The organism is uncultured Subdoligranulum sp. (assembly GCF_937890665.1).
In genome coordinates, this window is sequence record NZ_CALADU010000088.1 from 1 (window position 1) to 22753 (window position 22753).

Genomic DNA, 22753 nt, shown 5'->3' on the forward strand with positions numbered 1-22753 from the left:
GCCCATCTGGCCGCCCAGGTTGGGCAGGATGGCGTCGGGCTTTTCCTTCTCGATAATCCGCTCCACCACTTCTGCGGTCAGCGGTTCGATATAGACATGATCGGCAATGTCAGGGTCGGTCATGATGGTGGCGGGGTTGGAGTTGACCAGCACCGTCTCCACACCCTCGGACTTGAGGGCGCGGCAAGCCTGCGTGCCGGAATAGTCAAACTCTGCCGCCTGTCCGATGATAATGGGGCCGGAACCAATGACCAGCACCTTTTTGATACTGGGGTCTTTAGGCATCGTTGTTTACTCCTTTCGCCGCCAGCATACGGCTGACAAACTCGTCAAACAGGAATTCGGTGTCCTTGGGGCCACCGTTGGCTTCGGGGTGGAACTGCACGGTAAAGCAATTCCAGCGGAAATAATCCACACCTTCGCAGGTGCCGTCGTTGGCATTACGGTAGCTTACGCGGCCCACCTCGGCGGACAGGGTCTCCCCTTCCACCGCGTAGCCATGGTTCTGGCTGGTGATAAAGGTCCGCTTGCCGCTGTAATGGCTGACCGGCTGGTTAGCACCGCGATGGCCGTACTTCAGCTTGATGGTCTTGGCGCCTGCCGCCAAGGCCGTGAGCTGATGGCCCAGACAGATGCCGAAAGCCGGAATGCCGGAATCCAGCATCTCGCCAATGTTCTTGATAATCTCCACATTTTCTGCCGGGTCTCCGGGACCGTTGGAGAGCATCAGCCCGTCGGGGTTCAGGGCAGCCAACTCGGCTGCCGTTGTGGTGCCGGGCAAAACCGTTACCCGGCAGCCCCGCTTTTGCAGGCAGCGCACAATGTTGTTCTTGCAGCCCAGATCCAGCAGCGCCACATGCAGCGGCGCGCCTTCCCAAGCGCCTTCCACGGTAGGTTCGTAGGTTTTGGCCTCGCGGCAGGTCACGGTCTTGACGGCTTCGGTCACCGCATAGGCCTGAATCTGGGGCAGCAGTTCTGCCACCTTCTCGGGTTCCGCAGCAGGGTCAAACTCGGTGGTGATGGCACCGTTCATAACACCGCTCTCCCGCAGGGTACGGGTCAGGCTGCGGGTATCGATGCCCTCGATGCCGATGATCCCATACTGTTTCAGGAAGGCGTCCAGCGTCTGCTCGCTGCGGAAGTTGGACGGGGTTTTGCATGCTTCCCGCACAATGTAGCCCCGAGCCCAGATCTTGGTGCTCTCTACATCCTCATGGTTCATGCCATAGTTGCCGATGAGCGGATAGGTCTGGGTGATGATCTGCCCATAGTAGCTCGGGTCGGTCAGCGTTTCTTCAAAGCCGACCATACCGGTGGCAAACACCACTTCGCCGATGGTAGTGCCGGGGCAGCCAATGCTCTGCCCGGGGAACACCCGGCCGTTTGCCAGTATCAGATATGCCTGCATATTCTAAACTCCCTGCATTCTATTAAAGAGTCTGTTTGGCTGCTTCTTTCATCTTACGGCTGCCCAGATGGACCAGCGGCAGTTTGCCCTCCTTGCAGATGGGGCACTCCTCCGGCGCGTAGTTGGGCAGATCCAGCTTGAGAGCGCTGGCCACAATGGGAATCGGGGACGGCGCTTCGGCGCGGGTGCGGTCCACCACGCAGGCAATGCCCAAGCAGACGCCGCCTGCTTCCTCGATGACGCGCTTGGTCTCGAGGCTGGACACACCGGTGGTCACCACGTCCTCGGCAATGATGCAGCGCTCACCGGGATTGATTTTAAACCGTTTGAGGGTCATCACATTGTCCACCCGCTCGGTGAAGATGGCACGCTTACCCATCTGGCGGCCCAGCTCATAGGCATAAACGATGCCGCCCATGGCGGGACCGACTACGACGTCTACGTCCAGCGCCTTCAGCTTTTCGGCCACAGGCGCCATGACTTCCGCGCACTTGTCAGGATACTGCTGCAGGAACGCCATCTGGCAGTAGGCACCGGAATGCCGGCCCGACGACAGCAGAAAATGTCCTTCCAAAAAGGCTTCACATTCCTTCAAAACTTCGATTGCTTCTCTCGCCATGATACTTTCCTCCTAATAGAATCACTCAGTTTATAGTAGCATAAATTGCATATTATTGCAAGAATAACGCATAAAAATTCAAATCAACCTCGTGCACAGCCGCGGATCTCATCCAGCGTCTTAACACCGTGGGCATCCATCCACTGACCGATCTCGGCAGTGATGCGCACACAGGCTTGCGGATCCAAGAAGTTGGCTGTACCGACCTGCACCGCTGCTGCACCGGCCATGATAAATTCCAGCGCGTCCCGGCCGGTCAGGATACCGCCGAGGCCCACCACCGGGATGTTGACAGCGCCCACCGCCTGCCAGACCATCCGCAGAGCAATGGGGCGTACCGCCGGACCGGACAGGCCCGCGAAGGTGTTGTTGAACACCGGGCGGCGTTTTTCCAGATCGATGGCGCAGGCTTGGAAGGTATTGCACAGGCTGATGCCATCGGCGCCGGCAGCTTCCACCGCCTTGCACATCTCGGGGATACTCTCGGCCTGCGGGCTGAGTTTGACTACCAGCGGCACCGTGCAGACTTTGCGTACCGCACTGACCACCTCGCTGGCGTCCTGCGCGCGGATGCCGAAGGCAAGACCGCCTTGCTTTACGTTGGGGCAACTGATGTTCAGCTCCAGAATATCGATGCCGGCAGCACAGAGCATCTCCACACCCTCGACATTTTCTTCGATGGTATGGCCGCCCAGATTGGCCCAGACGGTGGTGCCGCAGCGGCGCATGGCCGGCAGCTCATGGTCGATGAAATGCTGTACGCCGGGGTTCTGCAAACCAATAGAGTTCATCAGCCCGGAAGGCGTTTCGTAGAGGCGTTCTCCCTCATTGCCGGGCTGACCGTTCAATGTCAGACCCTTACCGGAGATGCCGCCCAACAGGCGCAGGTCCTCGATGTCGGCGTATTCCGGGCCGAAGCCGAAAGTACCGGAAGCGGCAATGACCGGACCGGCCAAACGCTTACCGAGAAAATCCACATGCAGGTCCGCCATCAGTCAAACACCTCCTCGGCTTGGAATACAGGGCCATCCTTACAGACCGTGCGGGGGCCTACCTTCGTATGGCAGGTGCAGCCCAGACAGGCGCCCAAACCACAGGCCATCTTCTTTTCCAGACTGGCAAGGCAAGGTTTGCCCGCTGCGACGCAGAGCTTGGCCACGCCGCGCATCATAACCATCGGTCCGCAGGTGAGCACCACATCGTAATTGGCCGCATCCAGCAGGTCGGTGACCAGACCGTGGTGGCCATGGGCGCCGGAATCGGTGGCCAGATGGATGGTATGGCACCAAGGCACAAAGGCTTCCATGCCGTAAGGTTCATCCCGGAAGCCCACATACAAGTCGGGGCGTACCCCGGCGCGGCAAAGCTGCTTGCAGAGCAGCAGCAGCGGCGCCGTGCCGATGCCGCCGCCTACCACCGCGATGTTCTTGTACTGCTGGGCCAAAGCATCGGTAGCAAACCCATTGCCGCAGGGGCCGGTGACTGTCAGCGTCTGACCGGGCTGGAGGGCCGCCAGTTTCTGGGTTCCCTCCCCCTTGACCTGATACAGAAAGGTCAGTGCCCCCGTCTGGTTGTCGAAATCATGGACGCTGATGGGCCGGGAAAGAATCGGCGTGGCGTCGGGCGCCCAAGCACGCAGCATATAGAATTGACCGGCGTGAGGTTCGTGGCTGGGGTCCTGCCACTGCACCACCAGACGGCGGATGTCCGGCGCAAGGGCTTCCTGCGCCAACACTTGGATCTTACAGCTTATTGCATTCACCCTGAATATCCTCCCGCATACGCACACATTCATTATAGGCGGCCTCGTCGAAAGCCACGCCGGGCTGCTTCTTGTAGGCCAACAGGATGCCGCGGCTGGAATTGACCACGCCGCCGTTGCCCTTGCTCAAGTACTGGGCGATGTCTGCGGCTTTGCCGCCCTGCGCACCATACCCGGGGATCAGGAAGAAGGTGTTCTTGTAGGCTGCGCGGATGGCGGTAGCCTCTTCGGTATGGGTACCACCGATGACCAGACCGATGCTGGAATAGCCGTGCTCACCCATGTAATCCTTGCCCAGTTCGGTCAGGCTGTCGCCCACCAGATCGTAGATGTGACGGCCGTCGGCCAGTTTCTGGTACTCAAAATCTTTGGCGCCGGGGTTGGAAGTACGGCAAAGCACAAAGACACCCTTGCCCTGTTCCTTGCAGTACGGCAGATAGGGGCTGATGGAGTCCAGACCCATATAGGGAGCCAGCGTGATGATGTCTGCCTCAAAGTCGCCGGTAAAGTGCGCCTTGGCATACATCTCAGCGGTCTTAGCAATGTCGCCGCGCTTGATATCGGCAATGACCGGCAAACCGGTGGCCCGGGCCATCTTCAGCGTTTCGGCATAAGCACGCATGCCGTCCAGCCCCAGCGACTCATAGTAGGCGATCTGTACTTTGTAGCAGCCCGCCACACCTTTGGTCGCTTCGATCAGGGCGCGGTTGAAATCCGTCACATTCTCTCCCGCGGTTTTGGCAGAATCGATGGTGGGCAGATAGCTGATCTCGGTATCCAGACCGACACAGACCGGGCCGTTGGCAGCTACGCTCTCGTACAGTTTATCCATATTGGTCATGATGGTTCCCCCGTTCTTTTCTCGTTGTTATTCCTCAATCTGAAAGGTCACCTTGCCACCCTTGATGGTGGTGACCACTTTGCCGAACAGATACGCGCCGTCGTAGGGGCAGTTCTTGCTCTTGCTGTGCAGCTCAGCCGCACTGACCTGATACATATGGTCCAAATCCACCAGCACCACGTCCGCGTCATAGCCGGGTTCCAGCAGTCCCTTGCGGTCTGCCAGCCCCATCACAGCGGCCGGGCCGGCGCTCATCAGGAAGCTGAGCAGTTCCAGCGGCAGGCACTGTTCCCGGCAGAGTTTGGTGTAGCAGACGCCGAAGGCCGTTTCCAACCCCACCATGCCGGCAGCGCCCTTCGCTTTTTCCTCGTCGGTATGGGGCGCATGGTCGGTACCGATGCAGGTCACGGTACCATCCTTGATGGCCTCGATGAGAGCCGTCACATCATCCGCCTTGCGGATGGGCGGATTGACCCGGTATTGCAGGCGGCTGTCGTCAAACCAGAGATGATGGGGTGTCACTTCGCAACTGACCCGGGCGCCCCGCATCCGGCTAGAGCGGATGGCGTCCACCGCTTCCTTAGTGGAAACATGGCACATATGCAGCCGGGTGCCGTAGTACTCGGCCAGATGGCAGTTGCGTACCGTCTCGATGTTTTCGGCCAGACGGTAGTCCCACGGGCTGATGTCACTGTCCTCGGCATGGGACATCACGGTGAGTCCCCGCTCGGTGGCCAGTGCAAAGACCCGGGCCATCACCGCGTTGTTCATAACGCCATGGCCATCTTCGGTGATGAATTTGACGTCTTCGGGCAAGACAGCCAGATGATCGATGGTTTTGCCGTCGAAGTTCTGGGTGATGGAAACCGTCTGGTTGGCATCACACAGGCCGATACGGCGAGCTTCTTCTTCCACCGCATGGGCGATCTCTGCCGAAGAGCAGACCGGCTTGGTGTTGGGCATCAGGTTCACGAAGGTGTACCCACCTGCGGCAGCCGCCGCAGACCCGGTGGCGATATCCTCTTTGTATTCAAGCCCCGGTGTGCGCCAATGGCAATGGGTGTCGATGAAGGCGGGCAGCACCGTGCGGCCCTTGGCATCCAGCACTTCCTCCCCTTCGGGGACCAGCAGCCCCTGTCCGACGGCAGCAATTTTGCCGTCGCGCAGCCACAGTTCAATGGGTTTTCCAGTGCTGTCTTTCGCATGGCGGATCAGCATGGCAAGACCTCCTGTTTTTCTTTCCACAACCCGACGTTTTTCGACGTGCGGGCAAAAAAAAACTTTTCCCCAAAAGGGAAAAGTCAAAAAACGATACCCTGTGCGGTGCCGGGAAAGAACACCCCACCGTACATTTTCAAGCTGGTCCAACAGCTCATCATGTGGCGCACCTCTCCCTTACACAGATTTTACTTATTGTACCATGCCGCGGCGCCCCTGTCAATGCGGCGCGGTGGTTTCGCAAGCGAGGGATTTTATGGATTTTTGCGTCAACTTTTGGACATTTTGACAAAAAAGCCTCCACAATGGCGGGCGTTGCCTTTTACAAAAAAGTGTGTTACTATCTATTTTATAAAAGTAGGGTGTAAAACAAAAGTAGAGAGGGAATCATTATGGGGCTTTGGGAAGACGCCAAAAACATTCGTGATAAGGACCCGGCAGCGCGCAACGTGCTGGAAGTCATTATTCTATATCCCGGTTTTCATGTTCTGGTCACCCACCGCATTGCTCATTTTCTGTACCAGAAAAAGTGCTTTTTTGTCGCCCGGTTGATCAGCCAGCTTTCCCGTCATTTCACCGGCATCGAAATCCACCCCGGTGCCAAGATTGGCCACAAGCTGTTCATCGACCACGGCATGGGCATCGTCTTTGGCGAAACCACCGAGATCGGCGACAACTGCACCATCTATCACGGCGTTACGCTGGGCGGCACCGGCAAGGATACCGGCAAGCGTCACCCCACTTTGGGGGACAATGTGCTGGTGGGCGCCGGCGCCAAAGTGCTGGGTCCGGTCTACATTGGGGACAACGTCCGCGTGGGTGCCGGCAGCGTGGTGCTGAAAAACCTGCCCGCCAACGCCACCGCCGTAGGCGTACCGGCCGAAGTCGTCCGGGTGGGTAATATCAAGTGCTGTCCGGCAGATGACTTGGACCAGCAGGCTCTGCCCGACATCACCAACCAGCGTATCTCGGAACTGGAAGCCCGGCTCAGCCGGATGGAAGCCAAGCTGCAAGGCGAATATCCGCCGGACAAACCCCGTTCCCCACAATAAGCGACAGCACAGCGGTTTCTCCGCTGTGCTTTTTTGTTTGCTTCATTTTATTATACTGGTTTTCTTGCCGTAGAAAGTATGATAGAATGAAGGCAATATCGCGGCGATGTATTCGCGGAAAGGGTCCTGCCTACCATGCATACCAACCAAGAATCCCGCAAGGTCTGGAAAAAGATCTTTGCGCTGCTCCCCCAAAAGCAAAAGCTGGAGTTTTTATTGTGCTGGCCATCTTAGGCATCTCGGCGGTGCTGAGCCAACTGACACCGCTGGCTGTGGGTACCTGACTGATCATGTGCTGGCAGCGCAAACCGCCACCTTCCAATCGGTGCTGCCGATTCTGTTGGCCATCCTGCTGGTCAATGTGGTAAACGAGATCATCAAGGTGGTTCGCCGCCTGATCGTGGAGGACGCTGCGACCCAAGCCGAAAAGAACGCCCGACAGCAGGCCGCAAACTCTCTGCTGCAAGCTCCGCTCTCCTATTTTCGCGGCCACATGACCGGCAACATCCATGGTCGGCTCAACCGCAGTCTGGAGGGCACTGTCAAATTGATCAAGCTGCTCTTCATGGACTTTGCCCCGGCAGTTTCCACCGGCTTGGCCGCCATCGTTACCATCTTTTGGCAGCTTCCCTTTCCGGTAGCCTGTCTGGTCATCTTGGTCATTCCGGTGGGCACCTTCATCGTGTTCCGGCAAATCAGCACCCAAAAGGGGATCCGCGTGGAGCTGATGGAAACCAAGGCCGAAATGGACGGCACCATGGTGGAACTGTTGGGCGGTATTGAAACCATCCGTGCCTTGAACAGCGCCCACGCCGAGAGCACCCGCATCGAAGGGCAGTCCGAGCATCTGCGCAAAAAGGAGATGCGCCACCACAAAGCTATGGCTTTCTACGATTGCCTCAAGTTTGTGAATGAAGCCTTTTTCAGCGTGCTGGTCATCGGTATTTCGGTGTTGTTGGCCTCCCAGCAGGTCATCACCATCGGCACCGTACTGACAGCCTACCTCTGCTTTACCCAGTTGACGGGACCGCTGCGGGAACTGCACCGCATCCTAGATGAGTTTTCCGAGTGCGTGGTGCTGGCTGACGATTACTTCCAACTGTTGGAGCTGCCGCTGGATTTTTCTTACCAGCCAATGCCCGCCCTTTCCTCGGCGCTTCCCACCGGCAACGATATTCAACTGCAGCATGTGCGCTTCAGCTATCCCGAAAAACCGGATACATGGATTCTGAAAGACATCACTTTGTCCATCCGCGGCGGCACCTTCATCGGCGTTGCAGGCCCCAGCGGCTGCGGCAAGTCCACCCTTATCAAGGTCATCGACAAACTGGAACCGGCACAAGGTTCTATTGTGCTGGGCGGTGCTTCGCTGGCGGGTCTTTCCCGTCAGGTACTGGCCGACAACATAGCCCTTGTACCCCAGACGCCCTTCTTGATTGCCGACACCGTCTACCACAACATCTGCTACGGTCTGACGGAGCCTGTCCCGCTGGAAGAAGTTCGTCTGGCTGCCCAAAAAGCCAACATTGCCGCCGACATTGAAACTTGGCCGGGCGGCTACGATTTTCTGTTATCGGAAGGTGGTGCCAACCTATCCGGCGGACAGCGGCAGCGCATCGCGTTGGCACGAATCTTTTTGCGCAAGCCCCGCGTGCTGATTCTCGACGAGGCCACTTCTGCTCTGGACAACACCTCGGAGAAGCTCATCCAGCGAGAGATCGAGCGGTTGAAAGAAGAATGCGGTACCACCGTGCTCTCCATTGCCCACCGCCTTTCCACACTGCAAAACTGTGACGAAATCCTTGTAATGGAGCAAGGCGCTATCGTACAGCGAGGAACCTTTCAAGAATTGGAAGCCGTACCGGGCTTGTTCCGCGACATGGCGCGAGGCATCGTAAAATAAAGCGAGCGGGTCTCCCCCAAAAGGGAGGCCCGCTCTTCTTTTTTATGCTTCGTCGTTTTTGCCCAGTTCCAATCGTCGGAATCCCTCACCCTGCACCTCATTGGATTGCAGCATGATAATAAAGCACCCCGGGTCCAGCTCTCGCATAGCCTGTTCGATCTCATACAGTTGTTTGTTGGAGCAAGCGCAAAGCACCACATCTTTGGGCCGTCCGGCATATCCGCCGCGCCCCTGCAAAATGGTGGAGCCCCGGTCCGCGACCCGGTCAATTTCCCCGCAGGCCGCCTTGCCGTCGTCTGTCACAATGAGCGCCAACATGGAGGAGGAGAAACCGAACATCATCTTGTTGATGACCGCTGCCACGATAAAGTTAAACAGCAAGCCGTAGATGATGGAGTCTACATCCTGAAAGACCGCGCCGTTCAGCAGAATCACCGCCAAAGCCGCCCCAAAGGTCAGGTTGCCAAACGGCAGGTGGGGATGCTTGGCTTTGATGGCCATGGTGATGAAGTCCAGACCGCCGGTGCTGGAGTTCTGCATGTAGATCAGCGCATCCCCAATGCCGCCCACCACGCCGCCGCAAATGGTCGCCAGCAGCCGGTCCCCGGTGTAGATGGGCAGCACCGGCAGCAGGTAGTCGGTAAAGACCGCAAACAGGATCATGCAGCGCAGGCTGCGCAGCAGAAAGGACCGGCCCAGCAGTTTATAGCTGAAAATGATGATGGGGATGTTGATGATCACGTTGCTTAAGCCCATGGGCAGGCCAAACAAACGGTACAGGATGGCGCAAATACCGGCCACACCTGTGACAGGTACTTCGGCAGCCACCGCAAAGCTATAAATTCCCGCCGCCGATATAAAGCACCCCAGTACTTCCAACAACAGGTTGACTGTCTTGTTTTTGGTCATAAAATTCCTCCCTGAAAAACAAAAAGGCCGGGGCACACCATGATGCTCCCGGCCAAGATATTCTTAGACGTTCTTTTTAATTTTGGAGGCGCTGTAAGTTTTCATCGCGCCTTCATCCAACGCATGCTCCATGGCTGCGCCGTCTGCATAGAATTGATCCTGCAGCTCATCGCTCTTCAGTGCGGTCAGCAGGTCATACATACTGGTCAACTGCTCCACCGTGTAGCTCTTCAGCGGATCGACCCGGCGAGCCACCAAGATGGTCGTACCCAGATCGATGGTCGTCCACTGGTTCATACCCGCTTCATCCAGAGGATCGGTCAAGTTGTTGTATTCATCCGTGCCGTAGCCGGCCAGATCGTCGGGGGTGTAGAGCTGCGCGCCGGCGTAGTAGATCGCCTCCGAAGCATTCTCCATCGTAGCGCCCAACGTTTCCATCGCCTGCGGTACATATTCCGAAGCCGCCGTATACAGCACCGTCATATCGCTGGTTTCGCCGGAAGCGTTTTCTTTCAGCTCCGCTTCACACTGGGCGGCAATCTCCAGAATCTTTGTCTTCTGGTCGTCATCTGCCATGGTGTACGTGCTGTAATCTACCAGCGGGATCTGAACGCTCTCGATATAATAGCAAGAATTGTTCAGGAAATCCGTGTACTCAGCCTCGGTAACCGGAGTGGAGCCATCCGGGCCATAGAGCAGGTTCATGATCGTGCTGGCTTTCTGCGCGTTGAGCAGGTAGGCTTCCAGACTGCTCTTGCCGATGCCGTTGGCCTCGTACAGTTCGCCGTTGGATTCCCACATGCTATCCACGCTGCTGGCCACTTCCGAAGTGGCGGCGTCTTCCAGCGTAGCGCCCAGTTCCGCAAACTTGGCTTCCACCGCAGCATAGTACTCGATAGCCCGCAGCGTCAGCTTTTCCACATATTCTGCGCCGGTAGCCGTAACTTCCTCGTCCCCGATGGTACCGGTACACTCTGCTTTGAGAACCGCCTTTACATCGTTGGCCGTTTCTCCAGTGGCAAGGTCAGCCAGCCCCGATGCCGTATTGTACGCATTATACTGAGCCAACAGATATACACCCGCCGGGATGTCCACCCCACCGATGGTGCCCACGCTGGACGGCGTGGAAATATTGCAGCCCGCCAAAGCCAACAGCATGGCCGCTGCCACGCCAAGGCTCAACAGTTTGGTTTTGATCGAACGCATAGAGAATGCTCCCCTTTAATAAACTCTCCTGCGGCACAATGCCGCAACATAAATGGTATTATACCGCGTTTGATCGCACATTGCAAGTCCCATCCCCCTGTGTTATACTGGTGAAAATTCTAGGAAGGAAAAGATCTCTATGCTGCTGCGTGAACAACTGGACCAACTTTCTTACAGCGACTGGGCCCTTTTCTGGCAGGCGGAAGCTGCCAAGCCTTACTTTGCCGAATTGGATGCCTTTGTAACACAGGCCGCTGTATCCCATACCATATACCCTGCCGCCCAAAATATCTTCGCCGCCTTCCGCGCCTGCCCGCTGGAAAAAGTCCGGGTCGTGATTCTGGGACAGGACCCCTACCACGAACCCGGTCAGGCGATGGGCCTTTCCTTCTCGGTACCGGACGACTGCAAAACCCCGCCCAGCCTTAAAAACATTTTTAAGGAACTGGATGCGGAATGGGGGCCGGTCCCGCACCGCCACAACGATTTGACCTTCTGGGCCCAACAGGGGGTTTTGCTGCTGAACACTGTGTTGACCGTAGAACGGGGTGCAGCATTCTCCCACGCGGGACATGGCTGGGAAACCTTTACCCGCGCCGCATTGGACTACCTGACCGCCCATGGCCAAACGCCGCTGGCGGCAATTCTTTGGGGCAAACCCGCCCAAAAGTATGCGCCACTCTTTCAGGCCGCCGCCCAGCAGCGGCCGGTGCTGGTGTTGGAATCCGCCCACCCCAGCCCCCTTTCCGCCTACCGGGGATTTTTCGGTTCCGCCCCCTTTGGGAAGGTCAATGCCTTTTTGCAGGCCCATGGTGAGGCACCGATCGCGTGGCAATGAACTGGAAAGCACCATCAGGGGACAGCCCATGAGGCCCCCGCAAGAATCGTTCCGGCTCGCTTACCTTTTATAATATATACCGACCACCGCGTTGGCGCCGGCGGTCTTCCCTCTGGTCCACAGGCGGCGGGATGTCCGCGCGGTTGCCGCCTTTCCCGGCCCCTACTATAACAAGGAGATTCGTTATGATTCGTGAAATCTGTAAGGATGTTATTTTTCTGGCACAAAAAGCTGAACCTGCCACCCCGGAAGATCTGCCGGTCGCAGCGGATCTGTTGGAAACCCTGACCTACCACAAAGACGGCTGTGTGGGGATGGCTGCCAACATGATCGGCGTCAACAAGCGGATCATCGCCTTTGACAACGAAGGGGAATATATGGTCATGTTCAATCCCGAAATTTTGCGCAAAACCGGCCCTTACGAAACCGAGGAAGGTTGCCTTTCGTTGACCGGCGTCCGGCCTACCAAGCGATGGAAAACCATCAAGGTAAAGTGGCAAAACGAAAAATTCCAGCAGCGAATCAAAAACTTTACCGGCTGGACTGCCGAGATCATCCAACACGAGATCGATCACTGTGAGGGAATCCTCATCTAAGAAGGCCACGGGTTTTCCTGTAATGCCGGACGCTGTTCCATACGCTTTTGGGCGGCACCGTATAAAGTTCCTAGCGAAGAGAGGAGTTCTTATGTTTACAGATAAGGTGGTCGTGGTAACCGGCGGTGCCAAAGGCATCGGGAAAACCATTGCCGAGGAATTTCGCGAAGAGGGAGCCCATGTCTGTGTCATTGACCGGCTCCCCAACGATTATTATGTAGGTGATCTGGCCGAACAGGCTGTGTTGGAAGACTTTGCCCACAAAGTTCTTGCCCAGTATGGCCATCTGGATTACCTGATCAACAACGCCCTTCCCCTGATGAAAGGGATTGACCAATGCAGTTATGAGGAGTTCAACTATGCCTTGCGAGTGGGGGTCACGGCCCCCTTCTATCTGACCAAATTGTTTGCGCCCTATTTGGCCCCCGGCGCTTCCATCGTCAACATTTCTTCTTCTCGGGACCGCATGAGCCAGCCGCAGACCGAGAGCTACACCGCCGCTAAAGGCGGCATTTCGGCCTTAACCCACGGTCTGGCGGTGAGTTTGGCCGGCAAAGCACGGGTAAACTCGATCTCGCCCGGGTGGATCGACACCAGTGACACCGTCTATGAAGGCCCCGACGCCGTACAGCAACCGGTAGGCCGCGTGGGGAATCCCATGGACATTGCCCACATGGTACTCTTTCTCTGTTCGGACAAAGCCGGGTTTATCACCGGCGAAAACATCTGTATCGACGGCGGTATGACCCGCCAGATGATCTACCACAATGACTTTGGCTGGACCCTACAAGGAGGTACTGCTGAATGAAAACCGCAATCTGCTATTATTCCCGTCATCATGGAAACACCCGGAAAGTGCTGGATGCCATGGCGCAAGAGGGCAGCGTCGACTTGATCGACGTGACCACCCGCCAAGCCGTCCGGTTGGAGGACTACGACTGTCTTGGTTTTGCCTCCGGCATTTATGGGTTTGCGTTTCACAAGGTGGTGGTGGACTTTGCCCAGCAATATCTGCCTGCCGGCAAACCTGTCTTTTTCGTGTACACCTACGGCGGCGCGAAAGGCACCGGCGCCAAGGCAATGGTTACGCTCGCGCAGGAAAAAGGCTGCCCCGTGCTGGGCGAATTCAGTTGTAAGGGATACGATACCTTCGGACCGTTCCAGATGGTTGGCGGCATTGCCAAAGGACACCCCGATGCCCAAGATCTGGAAAAGGCCCGGCAATTCTATCGTCAACTGTGCAGCCGCCGGCAGGAGGGCACCCAACCATGAGACTAGCCCTTCTCTCCGATACCCATGGCTTGCTGCGCCCCGCGGTGGTGGAATATCTACAATCCGCCGATGCCATTCTGCACGGCGGCGACATCAATCGTCCCGAAATCGTGGAAACACTGCGGCAATATGCCCCCTTGTATATCGTACGGGGCAACAATGACAAAGAATGGGCTGCCGCGCTCCCCCATGATCTTACCGTCACTTTGGGCGGCGTCACCTTCTTCCTCGTCCACAACAAAAAGGAGGTCCCTGCCGACTTGAGCGGTGTGGATGTAGTTTTGTTCGGGCATTCCCACAAGTATTCGCAGGAGGAACGGGATGGTCGGCTTTGGCTGAACCCCGGTTCCTGCGGCCCTCGCCGCTTCCATCAGGAGATCACCATGATGATGGCGGAGGTGGCAGACGGCAAGATCACCGTGGAAAAAATCACCATCCCCCATGAGGTGCCGTGATGGAACTGGGACTGACATTTCCGTTGCAGCGGTTTTTGAAAAAGACGCCGCCGCCCTACGGTGTAGAACCGGATCGACGGTTTTGCTGGGACCTGCATCGGATTGCGCTTCAGGGGCGAAGCTGCTTACTGGCGGTCCATTGCCACAGTCGGTATACCCTTATACGCTATGACGTAGCGCCCTTTCAATGGGACAACCTCCCGGAGCTATTTCGGGAAAGTCTGCTGGAGAGCCTGACCGCTGCCGGTTACGCCCCACTTCAGGTAGAGAATTACCTGCAAAAAGCCGGCACTGTCTTTTTGACCCGTACCCATGGCCGCCGGGAAGTTGCTTTCCTTAACCGGGCGTGGGACGATGTACTGGCACACAGTACCTTTCTGGACTGCACCACCCAGCGCCAGCCCTTGCTGGAGCACGCCGTCAACACCCAACCCAGCCGCTGCGTAGGGTTTACCGGGTTAGGTACCGCACTGGAACGAATAACGGCCACCCTTCCTTTCGATGGAGAAACGCCCTAACGCCGCACTGTACGGTCAATGGCTTTGCCGGACAGCATAACGTTGCAGTAACCGTTCTGAAAAGCGGCGAGTGCGGGTTTCCTCCCCCGGTACAGCGTTTTGCTCTCCGTGGCGGAGAGAGCGCTTCCTGCCGAATCTTTACGTCCCCTTTACCGCTGTCAATATACCAATGCCCGTCCGGGACCTTATGTCTCCCGGACGGGCATTTTGGGTACAAGCCGCAGCGCTGGCCCCTCAAACTGCATAAAACTGCCTATACGGGCGGTTCTATGGTTTTTGTTTGGGCTTAACCAACGTTCGGTTCATGTATTGGGGATTGATCACGTAAAGGTAGAGCAGGCACACAACCAACAGCGCTGCCGTTCCCACCATGCGAAAGCCGCTGTAATATGCAGCCACTGAGATTGCAAATTGAAGCGCGCAATACAGAGATTCGATTTTGACATTCTTCCAATATTGTTTCGGATTTTTTTCGTCGTGCAGACGGTGTGCCATCCAAAGCGTACTGGCTGCCAACGGAATCCATTTGAACAGTAGAAGACCGCCCAGCGACATCGGAAACGCGTCCGGCGTCATATAGATGCAAACATTCAAAGTCGCCGCCTGCCAAAGAATCGCCAATATGGTTAGGTTGGTGCGCAAAATCGTCCGATCCTTCCGTTGGTGGAGATAGTTTCCCACCAATTCTTCCATTGGCACTTCATAGAGAGATGCCAGCGCCAGCAGATTTTCTGCAGACGGCATCGTCTGGTCGTTTTCCCACTTTGTCACCGCTTGTCGGCTGACGCCCAATCGCTCTGCCACCTTCTCTTGGGAGAGTCTTCTCCCCATCCGGTATTGTTTCAATCTGGCTCCAAGGGTCATTTCCATCACCTCACACCATCATGGTACTCCAAACGGTGTGCCTGCGTCTACCAACTGCTTGGCAACTATCGGTTGCCGTTCCCAGTTTCTTCGCCGTCACAGGCTATCATCTGGGCAAACCGCTGTTGCGCAATGGCGCAAGTTTCCCGATCAAAAACCACCAGATATACCGTGAGGTCATGGCCTTGCAAAAAGGTGAGAATGGTATCCACCGCTACTTGCAGCGCCTGCTCTTTCGGGTAGCCGTACACCCCGGAAGATATCAGCGGGAAGGCCACCGTCCGACAATTATGGGCGGCCGCCAGTTCCAACGAGGTACGATAGGCAGAAACCAGCAGCGCTTGTTCCCCATGACCACCGCCTCGCCAGACCGGCCCTACCGTGTGAATCACATACCGGGCCGGCAGCCGATATCCCTTGGTGATTTTGGCTTGCCCTGTACGGCACCCGCCCAAGGTGCGGCATTCTGCCAGCAACTGTGGTCCGGCCGCTCGGTGGATAGCGCCGTCTACACCGCCACCGCCCAGCAAGCTCTCGTTGGCAGCATTGACAATCGCATCCACTTTCATCGTGGTAATGTCGTTTTGGACAATTTGAAAGGACATAGAAACACCTCCTCGCGTGGTTATTTTCATCATAACACGAAGAAACGCTGCTGGCAATTTAAAAAGCCATCCCCTTCCCCATATTTATTTTCACCGCAGGGAGTTCTGTGTTATAATAGGCATAAACACCCCCTCAGGAGGCACTGTATGGAAAACCAAGCTATTTTTGCCATGAAGTTTGCCAAAGTTTTTCCGCTGTTGATTGCCAAAGCGGAGCGCAAAGGCCGTACCAAGGCAGAGGTGTACGAGGTGACCCAGTGGCTGACCGGCTATTCTGCCGCGGATCTGGACCGCTTTTTGGAGAGTGACCTTGCCTACGGCGACTTTTTTAACGACGCCCCCTGTTTGAACGAGAATCGCCGCCTCATCAAAGGCAGCATTTGCGGCGTAAAGGTGGAAACCATCGAAGATCCGTTGATGCAGGAGATCCGGTATCTGGACAAGCTGGTGGATGAATTGGCCAAAGGAAAATCCATGGACAAAATTTTGAGGAAGTGAAACGGCATGAAGGTCCTTTGCCTCGGTGATTCCAACACCTACGGGTATGATCCCCGGTCTTATTGGGGGGACCGCTACCCCAAAGAGAACCGGTGGGTGGATCTTCTTGCCGCCAAGACCGGCTGGGAGGTCTGCAATCAGGGCGAAAATGGTCGCGCCATTCCCCCCGCACCGGTTCTGCTGCCAACGGATACCGATCTGCTGATCGTGATGCTGGGCACCAACGACTTGCTGCTGGGCGCCTCCCCTGCGACGGCTGCCGCAAAGATGGAGCGCTTTTTGCTGGGCTTGACATTGCCGCGGGACAAACTTCTTTTGGTGGCGCCTCCGCCCATGGCACGGGGTGAATGGGTGCCCACGACCGCTTTGGTGGGTGCCTCCCACACCTTGGCCGAACTGTATTGCGAGTTGGCGCAGTCCTTGGGCATCCGGTTTGCTGACGCCGGCGCGTGGGACATTTCTTTGACTTATGACGGCGTCCACTTTACCGAGCAGGGGCATCATGCCTTTGCGCAGGGGCTGCTGACGGTATTGCATCCATAGCGTGAAGCGAGGCGAATACAGCAATGCGCACATTTACAATAGAGGGAAAAACCGTATCCGTCTATCCCTGTGAACAACCGGGCGCCCCCATCGTGTATTTGAATACTTTTGCCGAGGAGGGGCAGCAGATTTGGCGGGAACTGTGTCAGAATCAATCGACTTCCTTTTCTTTGGTTTCCGTGACTGATCTGGACTGGAACCATGATATGGTCCCTTGGGACGCTCCCCCGCTCTTCAAAAAAGCGCCGCCCTGCACCGGCGGTGCCGATGCCTATCTGCACCTGCTGACCCACACCATTTTGCCTGCCGTGGAAGCAGAACTGCCCGGACCGCCTTGCTGGCGCGGTTTGGCCGGCTACTCTTTGGCCGGTTTGTTCGCCCTCTATGCCATGTACCAAACCGATGCATTTTCCCGGTTTGCCAGTATGTCTGGTTCACTCTGGTTTCCCGGGCTCCAAGAATATCTTTTTACCCATAACGTAAAACGCCCGCCAGATTGTCTGTATTTTTCTTTGGGCGATAAGGAATGCAAAACCCGTAACCCGGTTTTACAAACCGTGCAAGAAAACACCCAAAACATCCAGCGTTATTACCAAAGTCACGGCATCTGTACAACGTTTCAGATGCATCCCGGCAATCATTACAGCCATGCTGCCGAGCGCACCGCTGCCGGCATTCGTTGGTTATCAGCTCACCCCTAATCGCCCCAGCCGCACAGTGCCAAAGCATTGTCTTTCTCTCGTTCTATTCCAATTTTGATCAATCATATCGTCCTTCTTTGCCTTTCTTGTAGAAACATTCTTGCTTGGGAAACACACAAAACAGCCCGCCGAGTTTTCTGTCGGCGGGCTGTTCTCTTTCTTTTTTAGAAACGATGGCCTTAACCATGGACATTGCCATAGCAACTCTTTCGGCGGTAGATCTTCGCCCCCTTAACAGGACCTGTTGCTACCGGAACTGAGAGGGCAGCGTGCCCCCTTCACCGGAGACGGCACGTGCCGTCTTACCACAGTTTAAGGACTTTTACCCCCAAACGGGCCGTTTTGTACAGAGGGCCTTCCAATTCTTTGGCAGCGTCTTTCAGCAGGCTGCGAATCGGCAGGTGCTGCGGGCAATGCCGCTCACATTGCCCACAGCCAACGCACTGGCTGGCACCAGTCCCCTTGCGCCGCAGGCCCGTAGTAAGCAGGTATTGCATCTTGGCATGGTTGCCCTCGGTAGCCGCGCGATTATAGCTGGCAAATACCCCCGGAATATCCACCCCCGCCGGACAGGGTTGGCAGTACCCACAACCGGTACACCCCACCCGCATGGAGGCTTGCAGATCTGCCCGCAGTTCCGCTACAAAGGCATGTTCTTCCGGCGTCATACAGCCGGGATAGGCTTCGTCTGCCTGCGCGGCATTGTCCTGAATCATTTCCAGACTGTTCATGCCGGATAGCACCACCGTGACACCCGGCTGGTCCCACAACCATCGCAAGCCCCACCCTGCTGCGGTGCGGCCGCTCTCTCCCACTCGCTTTTCTGCCTCGGCAGATAGCCCTGTGATTAGTCGCCCGCCGCGCAGCGGCTCCATAATGATGACCGGAATCCCCTGAGCCGCAGAGGCTTCCAGCCCTTTACGTCCTGCTTGCGTGTGCTCATCCAGATAGTTGTACTGAATCTGACAAAAATCCCAGTCATAGGCGTTGAGCAATTCCAAAAAGGCTGCTGTATCCCCATGGAACGAAAATCCGATGCGGCCAATCGCCCCGGTGCATTTCTTCTCCTCGATCCATTCCCGGATCCCCAGACCGCACAATTTCTGCCAAGCGGCCAGATCGGTGAGCATGTGCATCAGGTAAAAGTCAATGTGGTCCGTACCCAAACGGGACAGTTGTTCCTGAAAACAGCGCTCCATGCCCGCCTTAGATTTGATGAGATATTGGGGAAGTTTATCTGCTATATAAACCTGATCTCGGCACTTTAAACGGCGCAGCGCTTCGCCCAGCGCCGCCTCGCTGCCGCCGTAGACATAGGCGGTGTCAAAATAGTTCACCCCCAGTTTGACCGCTTCTCCGATCTGCTCGGTAGTGGCGTCCAAATCTATTTTTCCGCCTTTTTTGGGGAATCGCATACATCCATATCCCAGAACGGACAAATTGGTATCGGTTTTATCGCTGCGATATTGCATTTCGCATTTCTCCTGTAAACACTAATTCACTGCCGCTCAGTTTGGCATCAAAGAAACCATCGGAACGGCTTTTCTGTTTCTATTATAATCAGCGCCTACGGAAAAAACAATGCAGCACACGCTCTGGTTCTATGCCGGAAGCTTGTGCCTTTTTCTACCACAAAGAATCCAACAAGAAATCATCTTGCCACTATTGACAAACGGCGTCCCAAGGCATATGATTAACAACGTTAATCATATGCAAAGGAGATTTTTATGGAGTGGACGGATATGATTCACTACCAGCAGCAGATGCAAAAAATCATGCGCGCTCTGTTGCCAGAACATAAATCGATGCTGACCGTCAGCGAATGTGAGCTTTTGGCGCATCTTTATCTACAGCCTGAGCAAAACACCCCCATCCTGCTCAGTCAGGGCAGCGGTATGAAAAAAGAAGCGGTTAGCCGCTGCCTAAAAACGCTTTACGAAAAAAACTGTATCTCCAAACAGCGGAATGCTGCCGATGAACGCAGCTATCAGCTGTTTCTTACCGAAACAGGCCTTGCGGAATTGCGAAAAGGATACGAAAATATTTTGCAGCCCTTTTACGATTTGTGGCGAAGTTCCGGAAAGGATTTCGAGATGTTTATGTATTATGCAGATAAACTTGCTGCACATATCGAACCGGGAAAGGGAAAAAAACATGAAAATGAAATTTTATGACGCATTACAGATGGACCCTGCCATACTCAAGCGGAAAATCTCTGCTTGTAGCACAAAGCAGGACGAGGCCTATTATTGGACTGCCATTGCGATACGTTCCGTGCTGATTGTGGCCTTTGCCATTATATTCATAAGCTTTCTGTCCCGTGTGTTTGGCGCCGAAAACACCCCATTGGCCGTAGCACTGTTCTGTATCCTATTGGGAATCCGCTTTGTCAATTTCGAGTACTGTATTGGAGATTCGCTCTTGACGCTGGCGGCAGCGCTGGCGATTCTGGTGCTGGGGCCCAGCGCTGCCGCTATACTGCCCCCGCTCTTTTTAATTCCTCTGCACTTCGTTTGCTTTTTTTCTCTTCTTGCTATTACCACGCAGCGGCCCGAAATGGGCAACGGTGGTTTATACAGTTTCGCATACATCTATCTCACCGGCAATCCTGTCGCGGGGGAAGCACTGATCCGGCGCGGCCTTTTGGCCTTGACTGGATATATACTCTGCGGTGCGATTTTGTTCGCCAAACACCGCCACCAACACAAAGAGATTCGCTTCCGCCATGTGGTGCAAAAGTTTGATTTGTCCAAACCAGTCTGCTTATGGCAACTACGTATGGCGCTGGGAGTAAGTCTAGTTCTGACTGCCGGGCAGGTTTTTGGCGTAGAACGATTTATGTGGATGGGTTTTGCCTGCGCTTCCCTCTTGTCGGAATATCCCTACTCCAACAACACTCTTCCCCGCTTTTGGCAGCGGATTATCGGTGCGGTTGCAGGGTCCTGCCTATTTTTTGTTCTGTATTCGATACTGCCGGAATCCATGCACCCACTGTTAGGACCGTTGGGCGGTCTGTGTCTGGGTTTTTGCATCGATTACCGCTATAAAACCGCCATGAATTGCCTAGGTGCCCTAATGTTGGGGGCCGGAATCTACGGACTTCAGAGCGCTGTGGTCCTGCGAATTGCCGATACAGTTTTAGGCGTAACATTTGGTCTCGTGTTTGCAGCGATTTTTCATCATCTGGTGGCAAGTCGTTTTCTGCCTGAGCCACAGACCAAGTAATTGGTTTTTAGCATGCCTATACTTTGGCATTTTCCCCTAGGGATGCCGCATGCAACAGAAAATCTCCCTAACCGTTCCTACTTGGAAAATGGTTGGGGAGATTTTTCTCATTGCCAATGTGCTCAGGGTAGTTCCTATCCCTATAAAGCCTTTTGATTGCAGCCTGTCCTGCGCCAATCCCGCCGCCGAAATGTCCCCATTCAGCCGACCGTTCCTGTTGATCAGAAAGTTTGGGCGGGAAGCCCCGGGGGGCGGCCAGGCCCCCCGGTATAAATTGCTTTCCAGTGTAATGCGCGGATATTCCTTCCGCCCGTTGACCTCACAGACCAGCGTCTGGGGTTCGGGCGCCAAATCCAACACCCAGGCGAACCGCGTGTCGTCGATGGGTGTGATGCGGCGGACAAAGTTCTGGATGAACCACTCGCTCACCATACCGTCGGTGAAATCCACCGCTTCGCAGAGGCTGGCCTCAATTGCGTCCATGTCCAGCGCCTTGTGGTCCCCCTGCTTGGCCAGCAGCTCCGCTTTTTCCTTGTTGACCCGCTGCTGCTGGACGCCGATCTCGTTGCTCTGCTCTACAAACTGGCTCAGGGTGATCTGGTTGGATGCCTTCATCATGATCAGGTTATCCAGCCGTTGGTTCAGGGCGTCCATCCGCTTGTCCAGCGCTTTCAGCTTGGCCGGATCGGCGCTTTCCTCCCGATAGCAGGCGTTGAGCATCCGGCAGGCTTCCAGCACTGCCTCCCGACGGTTGCTCCACACGGTCTCAAAGATTTTCAAAGCCATCAGTTCCAGTTTCCATTCCGGGAAGGCTTTCAGTTCACAGACGCCCTCGGGCAGGCCGTGCTTCTTCAGATACAGGGCGGATTGCCTCTTGTGGCGGTAGCACTCAAAGCCATAGACCTGCGTACCGTCCCTCTTGGTGTTCCACAGATACCGCCGCAGCTTGGAACCGCAGTGGCACACCAGCTTGGTGACCCAGACGTTCTTGGCGACGGTTCCGCCGTACTTGCGGGGCTTGCCGTTCTCGTCCAGCAGGTTCCGCTGGCGGCTTCGGCGGATGTCGTTGCACCGGTGCCAGAGTTCCTCGTCGATGATGGGGGTGAAGTTTCCCTTTTTCAGGATGTAGGTTTCCTCGTCGTTGTTCTTCTTCCGGCTGTGTTCCAGCAGGTCAGTGGTCTGGGTGCGGTTGTAGACGCAGTAGCCCATGTAGGTGGGATTGCGCAGGATACGGGTGATCTTGCTGGAATCCCATTTCAGGCGGCCACCGCCGTCCTTGCGGCCTTTCGCAATCAGGGCTTTGGCCACCTTTCCCAGCCCGTCGCCAGTGGCGTACTGTTCAAAGATCATCCGCACCGTTTCGGCCTGTTCCTCGTTGATGATGTAGGTCTTGTGGATCTTGTCCAGGTCGTAGCCCAGAATGTTGCCATTGCCGTACAGCACACCCTTTTCCCGGCTCATCTGGATGCCTGCCCGCACCCGTTCGCTGATCTTGCGGCTTTCCTCCTGGGCCATCGTGGCCATGATGGTAAGCCACAGTTCTCCGTCGTTGTCCATCGTCCAGATGTTGTCAGAGGCGAAGTAGACTTCCACTCCCAGCTTGCTCAGCTTCCGGGTATAGGACAGTGTATCCACCGTATTGCGGGCGAAGCGGCATTTGGAGACCCCCAGTTTGTTTACTCATGGAAGTTAGTACCTACCGACAAAGTACCTGCCGGGA

26 protein-coding genes and 1 pseudogene are annotated in these 22753 nt (G+C 55.9%); 13 read left to right on the top strand and 14 right to left on the bottom strand.

Annotation, left to right across the window (positions count from 1 at the left end; genetic code table 11):
• From Q0526_RS04975 to Q0526_RS05005, 7 genes are all read right to left on the bottom strand, one after another.
• Positions 1-285 (bottom strand): hypothetical protein (locus Q0526_RS04975; protein ID WP_298731353.1); only part of this gene is annotated, 285 nt, incomplete at its 3' end.
• Positions 278-1408 carry a carbamoyl phosphate synthase small subunit gene (locus Q0526_RS04980; RefSeq protein ID WP_298731354.1) on the bottom strand — a complete coding sequence of 377 codons (1131 nt, stop codon included), beginning with the start codon at positions 1406-1408 and terminating at the stop codon, positions 278-280. The genes Q0526_RS04980 and Q0526_RS04975, both read right to left, overlap by 8 nt.
• Before the next feature lie 22 nt (positions 1409-1430).
• Positions 1431-2027: an orotate phosphoribosyltransferase gene (gene pyrE / locus Q0526_RS04985; RefSeq protein WP_298731355.1), complete on the bottom strand. Its 597-nt coding sequence runs from the start codon at positions 2025-2027 to the stop codon at positions 1431-1433.
• Positions 2028-2110: 83 nt separating this feature from the next.
• Positions 2111-3019 carry a dihydroorotate dehydrogenase gene (locus Q0526_RS04990; RefSeq protein WP_298731356.1) on the bottom strand — a complete coding sequence of 303 codons (909 nt, stop codon included), beginning with the start codon at positions 3017-3019 and terminating at the stop codon, positions 2111-2113.
• On the bottom strand, positions 3019-3789 hold the full coding sequence (locus tag Q0526_RS04995; RefSeq protein WP_298731357.1) for a dihydroorotate dehydrogenase electron transfer subunit: 771 nt from the start codon (positions 3787-3789) through the stop codon (positions 3019-3021). The genes Q0526_RS04990 and Q0526_RS04995 overlap by 1 nt, the downstream gene beginning before the upstream one ends.
• Positions 3770-4630: an orotidine-5'-phosphate decarboxylase gene (gene pyrF / locus Q0526_RS05000; protein ID WP_298731358.1), complete on the bottom strand. Its 861-nt coding sequence runs from the start codon at positions 4628-4630 to the stop codon at positions 3770-3772. The genes Q0526_RS04995 and pyrF overlap by 20 nt, the downstream gene beginning before the upstream one ends.
• A 27-nt stretch (positions 4631-4657) precedes the next feature.
• Complete coding sequence (locus tag Q0526_RS05005; RefSeq protein WP_298731359.1) at positions 4658-5848, bottom strand: dihydroorotase; 1191 nt, start codon at positions 5846-5848, stop codon at positions 4658-4660.
• Positions 5849-6240: 392 nt separating this feature from the next.
• Between Q0526_RS05005 and epsC the strand changes: the two genes are divergently transcribed.
• Together epsC and Q0526_RS05015 are read left to right on the top strand one after the other, a co-directional pair.
• Positions 6241-6900 (top strand): serine O-acetyltransferase EpsC, encoded by a 660-nt coding sequence (gene epsC / locus Q0526_RS05010; protein WP_298731360.1) that lies wholly within the window; start codon positions 6241-6243, stop codon positions 6898-6900.
• A gap of 292 nt (positions 6901-7192) precedes the next feature.
• On the top strand, positions 7193-8803 hold the full coding sequence (locus Q0526_RS05015; protein ID WP_298731361.1) for an ABC transporter ATP-binding protein: 1611 nt from the start codon (positions 7193-7195) through the stop codon (positions 8801-8803).
• 42 nt (positions 8804-8845) lie between these two features.
• Here the strand turns inward: Q0526_RS05015 and Q0526_RS05020 are convergent, their stop codons facing one another.
• Together Q0526_RS05020 and Q0526_RS05025 are read right to left on the bottom strand one after the other, a co-directional pair.
• Positions 8846-9712: a YitT family protein gene (locus Q0526_RS05020; RefSeq protein ID WP_298731362.1), complete on the bottom strand. Its 867-nt coding sequence runs from the start codon at positions 9710-9712 to the stop codon at positions 8846-8848.
• A gap of 63 nt (positions 9713-9775) precedes the next feature.
• Complete coding sequence (locus Q0526_RS05025; protein ID WP_298731363.1) at positions 9776-10918, bottom strand: hypothetical protein; 1143 nt, start codon at positions 10916-10918, stop codon at positions 9776-9778.
• Positions 10919-11057: 139 nt separating this feature from the next.
• Between Q0526_RS05025 and Q0526_RS05030 the strand changes: the two genes are divergently transcribed.
• The 6 genes from Q0526_RS05030 (at position 11058) to Q0526_RS05055 (ending at position 14597) form a co-directional block, all read left to right on the top strand.
• Positions 11058-11756 carry a uracil-DNA glycosylase gene (locus Q0526_RS05030; RefSeq protein ID WP_298731364.1) on the top strand — a complete coding sequence of 233 codons (699 nt, stop codon included), beginning with the start codon at positions 11058-11060 and terminating at the stop codon, positions 11754-11756.
• Between the two features lie 185 nt (positions 11757-11941).
• Positions 11942-12352, top strand: coding sequence for a peptide deformylase (locus Q0526_RS05035; RefSeq protein WP_298731365.1), 411 nt, complete (start codon positions 11942-11944; stop codon positions 12350-12352).
• A 91-nt stretch (positions 12353-12443) separates the two neighbouring features.
• Positions 12444-13160, top strand: a complete 717-nt coding sequence (locus Q0526_RS05040) for an SDR family oxidoreductase (protein ID WP_298731366.1) — start codon at positions 12444-12446, stop codon at positions 13158-13160.
• Positions 13157-13624 (top strand): flavodoxin family protein, encoded by a 468-nt coding sequence (locus Q0526_RS05045; protein WP_298731367.1) that lies wholly within the window; start codon positions 13157-13159, stop codon positions 13622-13624. Before Q0526_RS05040 ends, Q0526_RS05045 begins: the two co-directional genes overlap by 4 nt.
• Positions 13621-14079, top strand: coding sequence for a metallophosphoesterase family protein (locus Q0526_RS05050; RefSeq protein WP_298731368.1), 459 nt, complete (start codon positions 13621-13623; stop codon positions 14077-14079). Before Q0526_RS05045 ends, Q0526_RS05050 begins: the two co-directional genes overlap by 4 nt.
• Positions 14079-14597, top strand: coding sequence for a hypothetical protein (locus Q0526_RS05055; protein ID WP_298731369.1), 519 nt, complete (start codon positions 14079-14081; stop codon positions 14595-14597). Before Q0526_RS05050 ends, Q0526_RS05055 begins: the two co-directional genes overlap by 1 nt.
• Before the next feature lie 267 nt (positions 14598-14864).
• Here Q0526_RS05055 and Q0526_RS05060 read toward each other — a convergent pair whose 3' ends face one another.
• Together Q0526_RS05060 and Q0526_RS05065 are read right to left on the bottom strand one after the other, a co-directional pair.
• Complete coding sequence (locus Q0526_RS05060) at positions 14865-15467, bottom strand: helix-turn-helix transcriptional regulator (protein ID WP_298731378.1); 603 nt, start codon at positions 15465-15467, stop codon at positions 14865-14867.
• A gap of 116 nt (positions 15468-15583) precedes the next feature.
• Positions 15584-16066, bottom strand: a pseudogene (locus Q0526_RS05065) (O-acetyl-ADP-ribose deacetylase); the annotation flags it as partial.
• A gap of 147 nt (positions 16067-16213) precedes the next feature.
• Between Q0526_RS05065 and Q0526_RS05070 the strand changes: the two are divergent.
• The 3 genes from Q0526_RS05070 to Q0526_RS05080 are packed head-to-tail and all read left to right on the top strand — an operon-like array spanning position 16214 to position 17808.
• Entirely contained in the window at positions 16214-16564 is a 351-nt protein-coding gene (locus Q0526_RS05070; protein ID WP_298731371.1) for a DUF2200 domain-containing protein, read from the top strand.
• A 6-nt stretch (positions 16565-16570) separates the two neighbouring features.
• Positions 16571-17107, top strand: a complete 537-nt coding sequence (locus Q0526_RS05075; protein ID WP_298731372.1) for a GDSL-type esterase/lipase family protein — start codon at positions 16571-16573, stop codon at positions 17105-17107.
• A 23-nt stretch (positions 17108-17130) separates the two neighbouring features.
• Positions 17131-17808 (top strand): alpha/beta hydrolase-fold protein, encoded by a 678-nt coding sequence (locus tag Q0526_RS05080; RefSeq protein WP_298731373.1) that lies wholly within the window; start codon positions 17131-17133, stop codon positions 17806-17808.
• 58 nt (positions 17809-17866) lie between these two features.
• Here the strand turns inward: Q0526_RS05080 and Q0526_RS05085 are convergent, their stop codons facing one another.
• Positions 17867-18007 (bottom strand): hypothetical protein, encoded by a 141-nt coding sequence (locus tag Q0526_RS05085; RefSeq protein WP_298731374.1) that lies wholly within the window; start codon positions 18005-18007, stop codon positions 17867-17869.
• Between the two features lie 103 nt (positions 18008-18110).
• Positions 18111-19280 carry an aldo/keto reductase gene (locus Q0526_RS05090; protein WP_298731375.1) on the bottom strand — a complete coding sequence of 390 codons (1170 nt, stop codon included), beginning with the start codon at positions 19278-19280 and terminating at the stop codon, positions 18111-18113.
• 255 nt (positions 19281-19535) lie between these two features.
• Between Q0526_RS05090 and Q0526_RS05095 the strand changes: the two genes are divergently transcribed.
• Together Q0526_RS05095 and Q0526_RS05100 are read left to right on the top strand one after the other, a co-directional pair.
• Positions 19536-19982, top strand: coding sequence for a helix-turn-helix domain-containing protein (locus tag Q0526_RS05095; RefSeq protein WP_298731376.1), 447 nt, complete (start codon positions 19536-19538; stop codon positions 19980-19982).
• Entirely contained in the window at positions 19915-21033 is a 1119-nt protein-coding gene (locus tag Q0526_RS05100) for an FUSC family protein (protein WP_298731377.1), read from the top strand. Before Q0526_RS05095 ends, Q0526_RS05100 begins: the two co-directional genes overlap by 68 nt.
• Before the next feature lie 36 nt (positions 21034-21069).
• On the opposite strand, the gene Q0526_RS05105 is transcribed toward Q0526_RS05100, so the two are convergent.
• The gene (locus tag Q0526_RS05105) at positions 21070-22704 is read right to left on the bottom strand and encodes a recombinase family protein (protein WP_298731379.1); all 1635 of its coding nucleotides are present in this window, start codon (positions 22702-22704) and stop codon (positions 21070-21072) included.
• Between the last annotated feature and the right edge of the window lie 49 nt (positions 22705-22753).

Excerpts from the sequence above, each read along its gene's own strand:
- Q0526_RS05050 (WP_298731368.1), top strand. The coding sequence starts at position 13,621 with ATGAGACTAGCCCTTCTCTCCGATACCCATGGCTTGCTGCGCCCCGCG.
- epsC (WP_298731360.1), top strand. The coding sequence starts at position 6,241 with ATGGGGCTTTGGGAAGACGCCAAAAACATTCGTGATAAGGACCCGGCA.
- Q0526_RS05095 (WP_298731376.1), top strand. The coding sequence starts at position 19,536 with ATGGAGTGGACGGATATGATTCACTACCAGCAGCAGATGCAAAAAATC.
- Q0526_RS05055 (WP_298731369.1), top strand. The coding sequence starts at position 14,079 with ATGGAACTGGGACTGACATTTCCGTTGCAGCGGTTTTTGAAAAAGACG.
- Q0526_RS05085 (WP_298731374.1), bottom strand. The coding sequence starts at position 18,007 with ATGGCAATGTCCATGGTTAAGGCCATCGTTTCTAAAAAAGAAAGAGAA.
- Q0526_RS05080 (WP_298731373.1), top strand. The coding sequence starts at position 17,131 with ATGCGCACATTTACAATAGAGGGAAAAACCGTATCCGTCTATCCCTGT.
- Q0526_RS05025 (WP_298731363.1), bottom strand. The coding sequence starts at position 10,918 with ATGCGTTCGATCAAAACCAAACTGTTGAGCCTTGGCGTGGCAGCGGCC.
- pyrF (WP_298731358.1), bottom strand. The coding sequence starts at position 4,630 with ATGACCAATATGGATAAACTGTACGAGAGCGTAGCTGCCAACGGCCCG.
- Q0526_RS05100 (WP_298731377.1), top strand. The coding sequence starts at position 19,915 with ATGCAGATAAACTTGCTGCACATATCGAACCGGGAAAGGGAAAAAAAC.
- Q0526_RS05070 (WP_298731371.1), top strand. The coding sequence starts at position 16,214 with ATGGAAAACCAAGCTATTTTTGCCATGAAGTTTGCCAAAGTTTTTCCG.
- Q0526_RS05045 (WP_298731367.1), top strand. The coding sequence starts at position 13,157 with ATGAAAACCGCAATCTGCTATTATTCCCGTCATCATGGAAACACCCGG.
- Q0526_RS05060 (WP_298731378.1), bottom strand. The coding sequence starts at position 15,467 with ATGGAAATGACCCTTGGAGCCAGATTGAAACAATACCGGATGGGGAGA.
- Q0526_RS05075 (WP_298731372.1), top strand. The coding sequence starts at position 16,571 with ATGAAGGTCCTTTGCCTCGGTGATTCCAACACCTACGGGTATGATCCC.
- Q0526_RS04990 (WP_298731356.1), bottom strand. The coding sequence starts at position 3,019 with ATGGCGGACCTGCATGTGGATTTTCTCGGTAAGCGTTTGGCCGGTCCG.
- Q0526_RS05005 (WP_298731359.1), bottom strand. The coding sequence starts at position 5,848 with ATGCTGATCCGCCATGCGAAAGACAGCACTGGAAAACCCATTGAACTG.
- Q0526_RS05035 (WP_298731365.1), top strand. The coding sequence starts at position 11,942 with ATGATTCGTGAAATCTGTAAGGATGTTATTTTTCTGGCACAAAAAGCT.
- Q0526_RS05040 (WP_298731366.1), top strand. The coding sequence starts at position 12,444 with ATGTTTACAGATAAGGTGGTCGTGGTAACCGGCGGTGCCAAAGGCATC.
- Q0526_RS05090 (WP_298731375.1), bottom strand. The coding sequence starts at position 19,280 with ATGCAATATCGCAGCGATAAAACCGATACCAATTTGTCCGTTCTGGGA.
- Q0526_RS05020 (WP_298731362.1), bottom strand. The coding sequence starts at position 9,712 with ATGACCAAAAACAAGACAGTCAACCTGTTGTTGGAAGTACTGGGGTGC.
- Q0526_RS05030 (WP_298731364.1), top strand. The coding sequence starts at position 11,058 with ATGCTGCTGCGTGAACAACTGGACCAACTTTCTTACAGCGACTGGGCC.
- pyrE (WP_298731355.1), bottom strand. The coding sequence starts at position 2,027 with ATGGCGAGAGAAGCAATCGAAGTTTTGAAGGAATGTGAAGCCTTTTTG.
- Q0526_RS04980 (WP_298731354.1), bottom strand. The coding sequence starts at position 1,408 with ATGCAGGCATATCTGATACTGGCAAACGGCCGGGTGTTCCCCGGGCAG.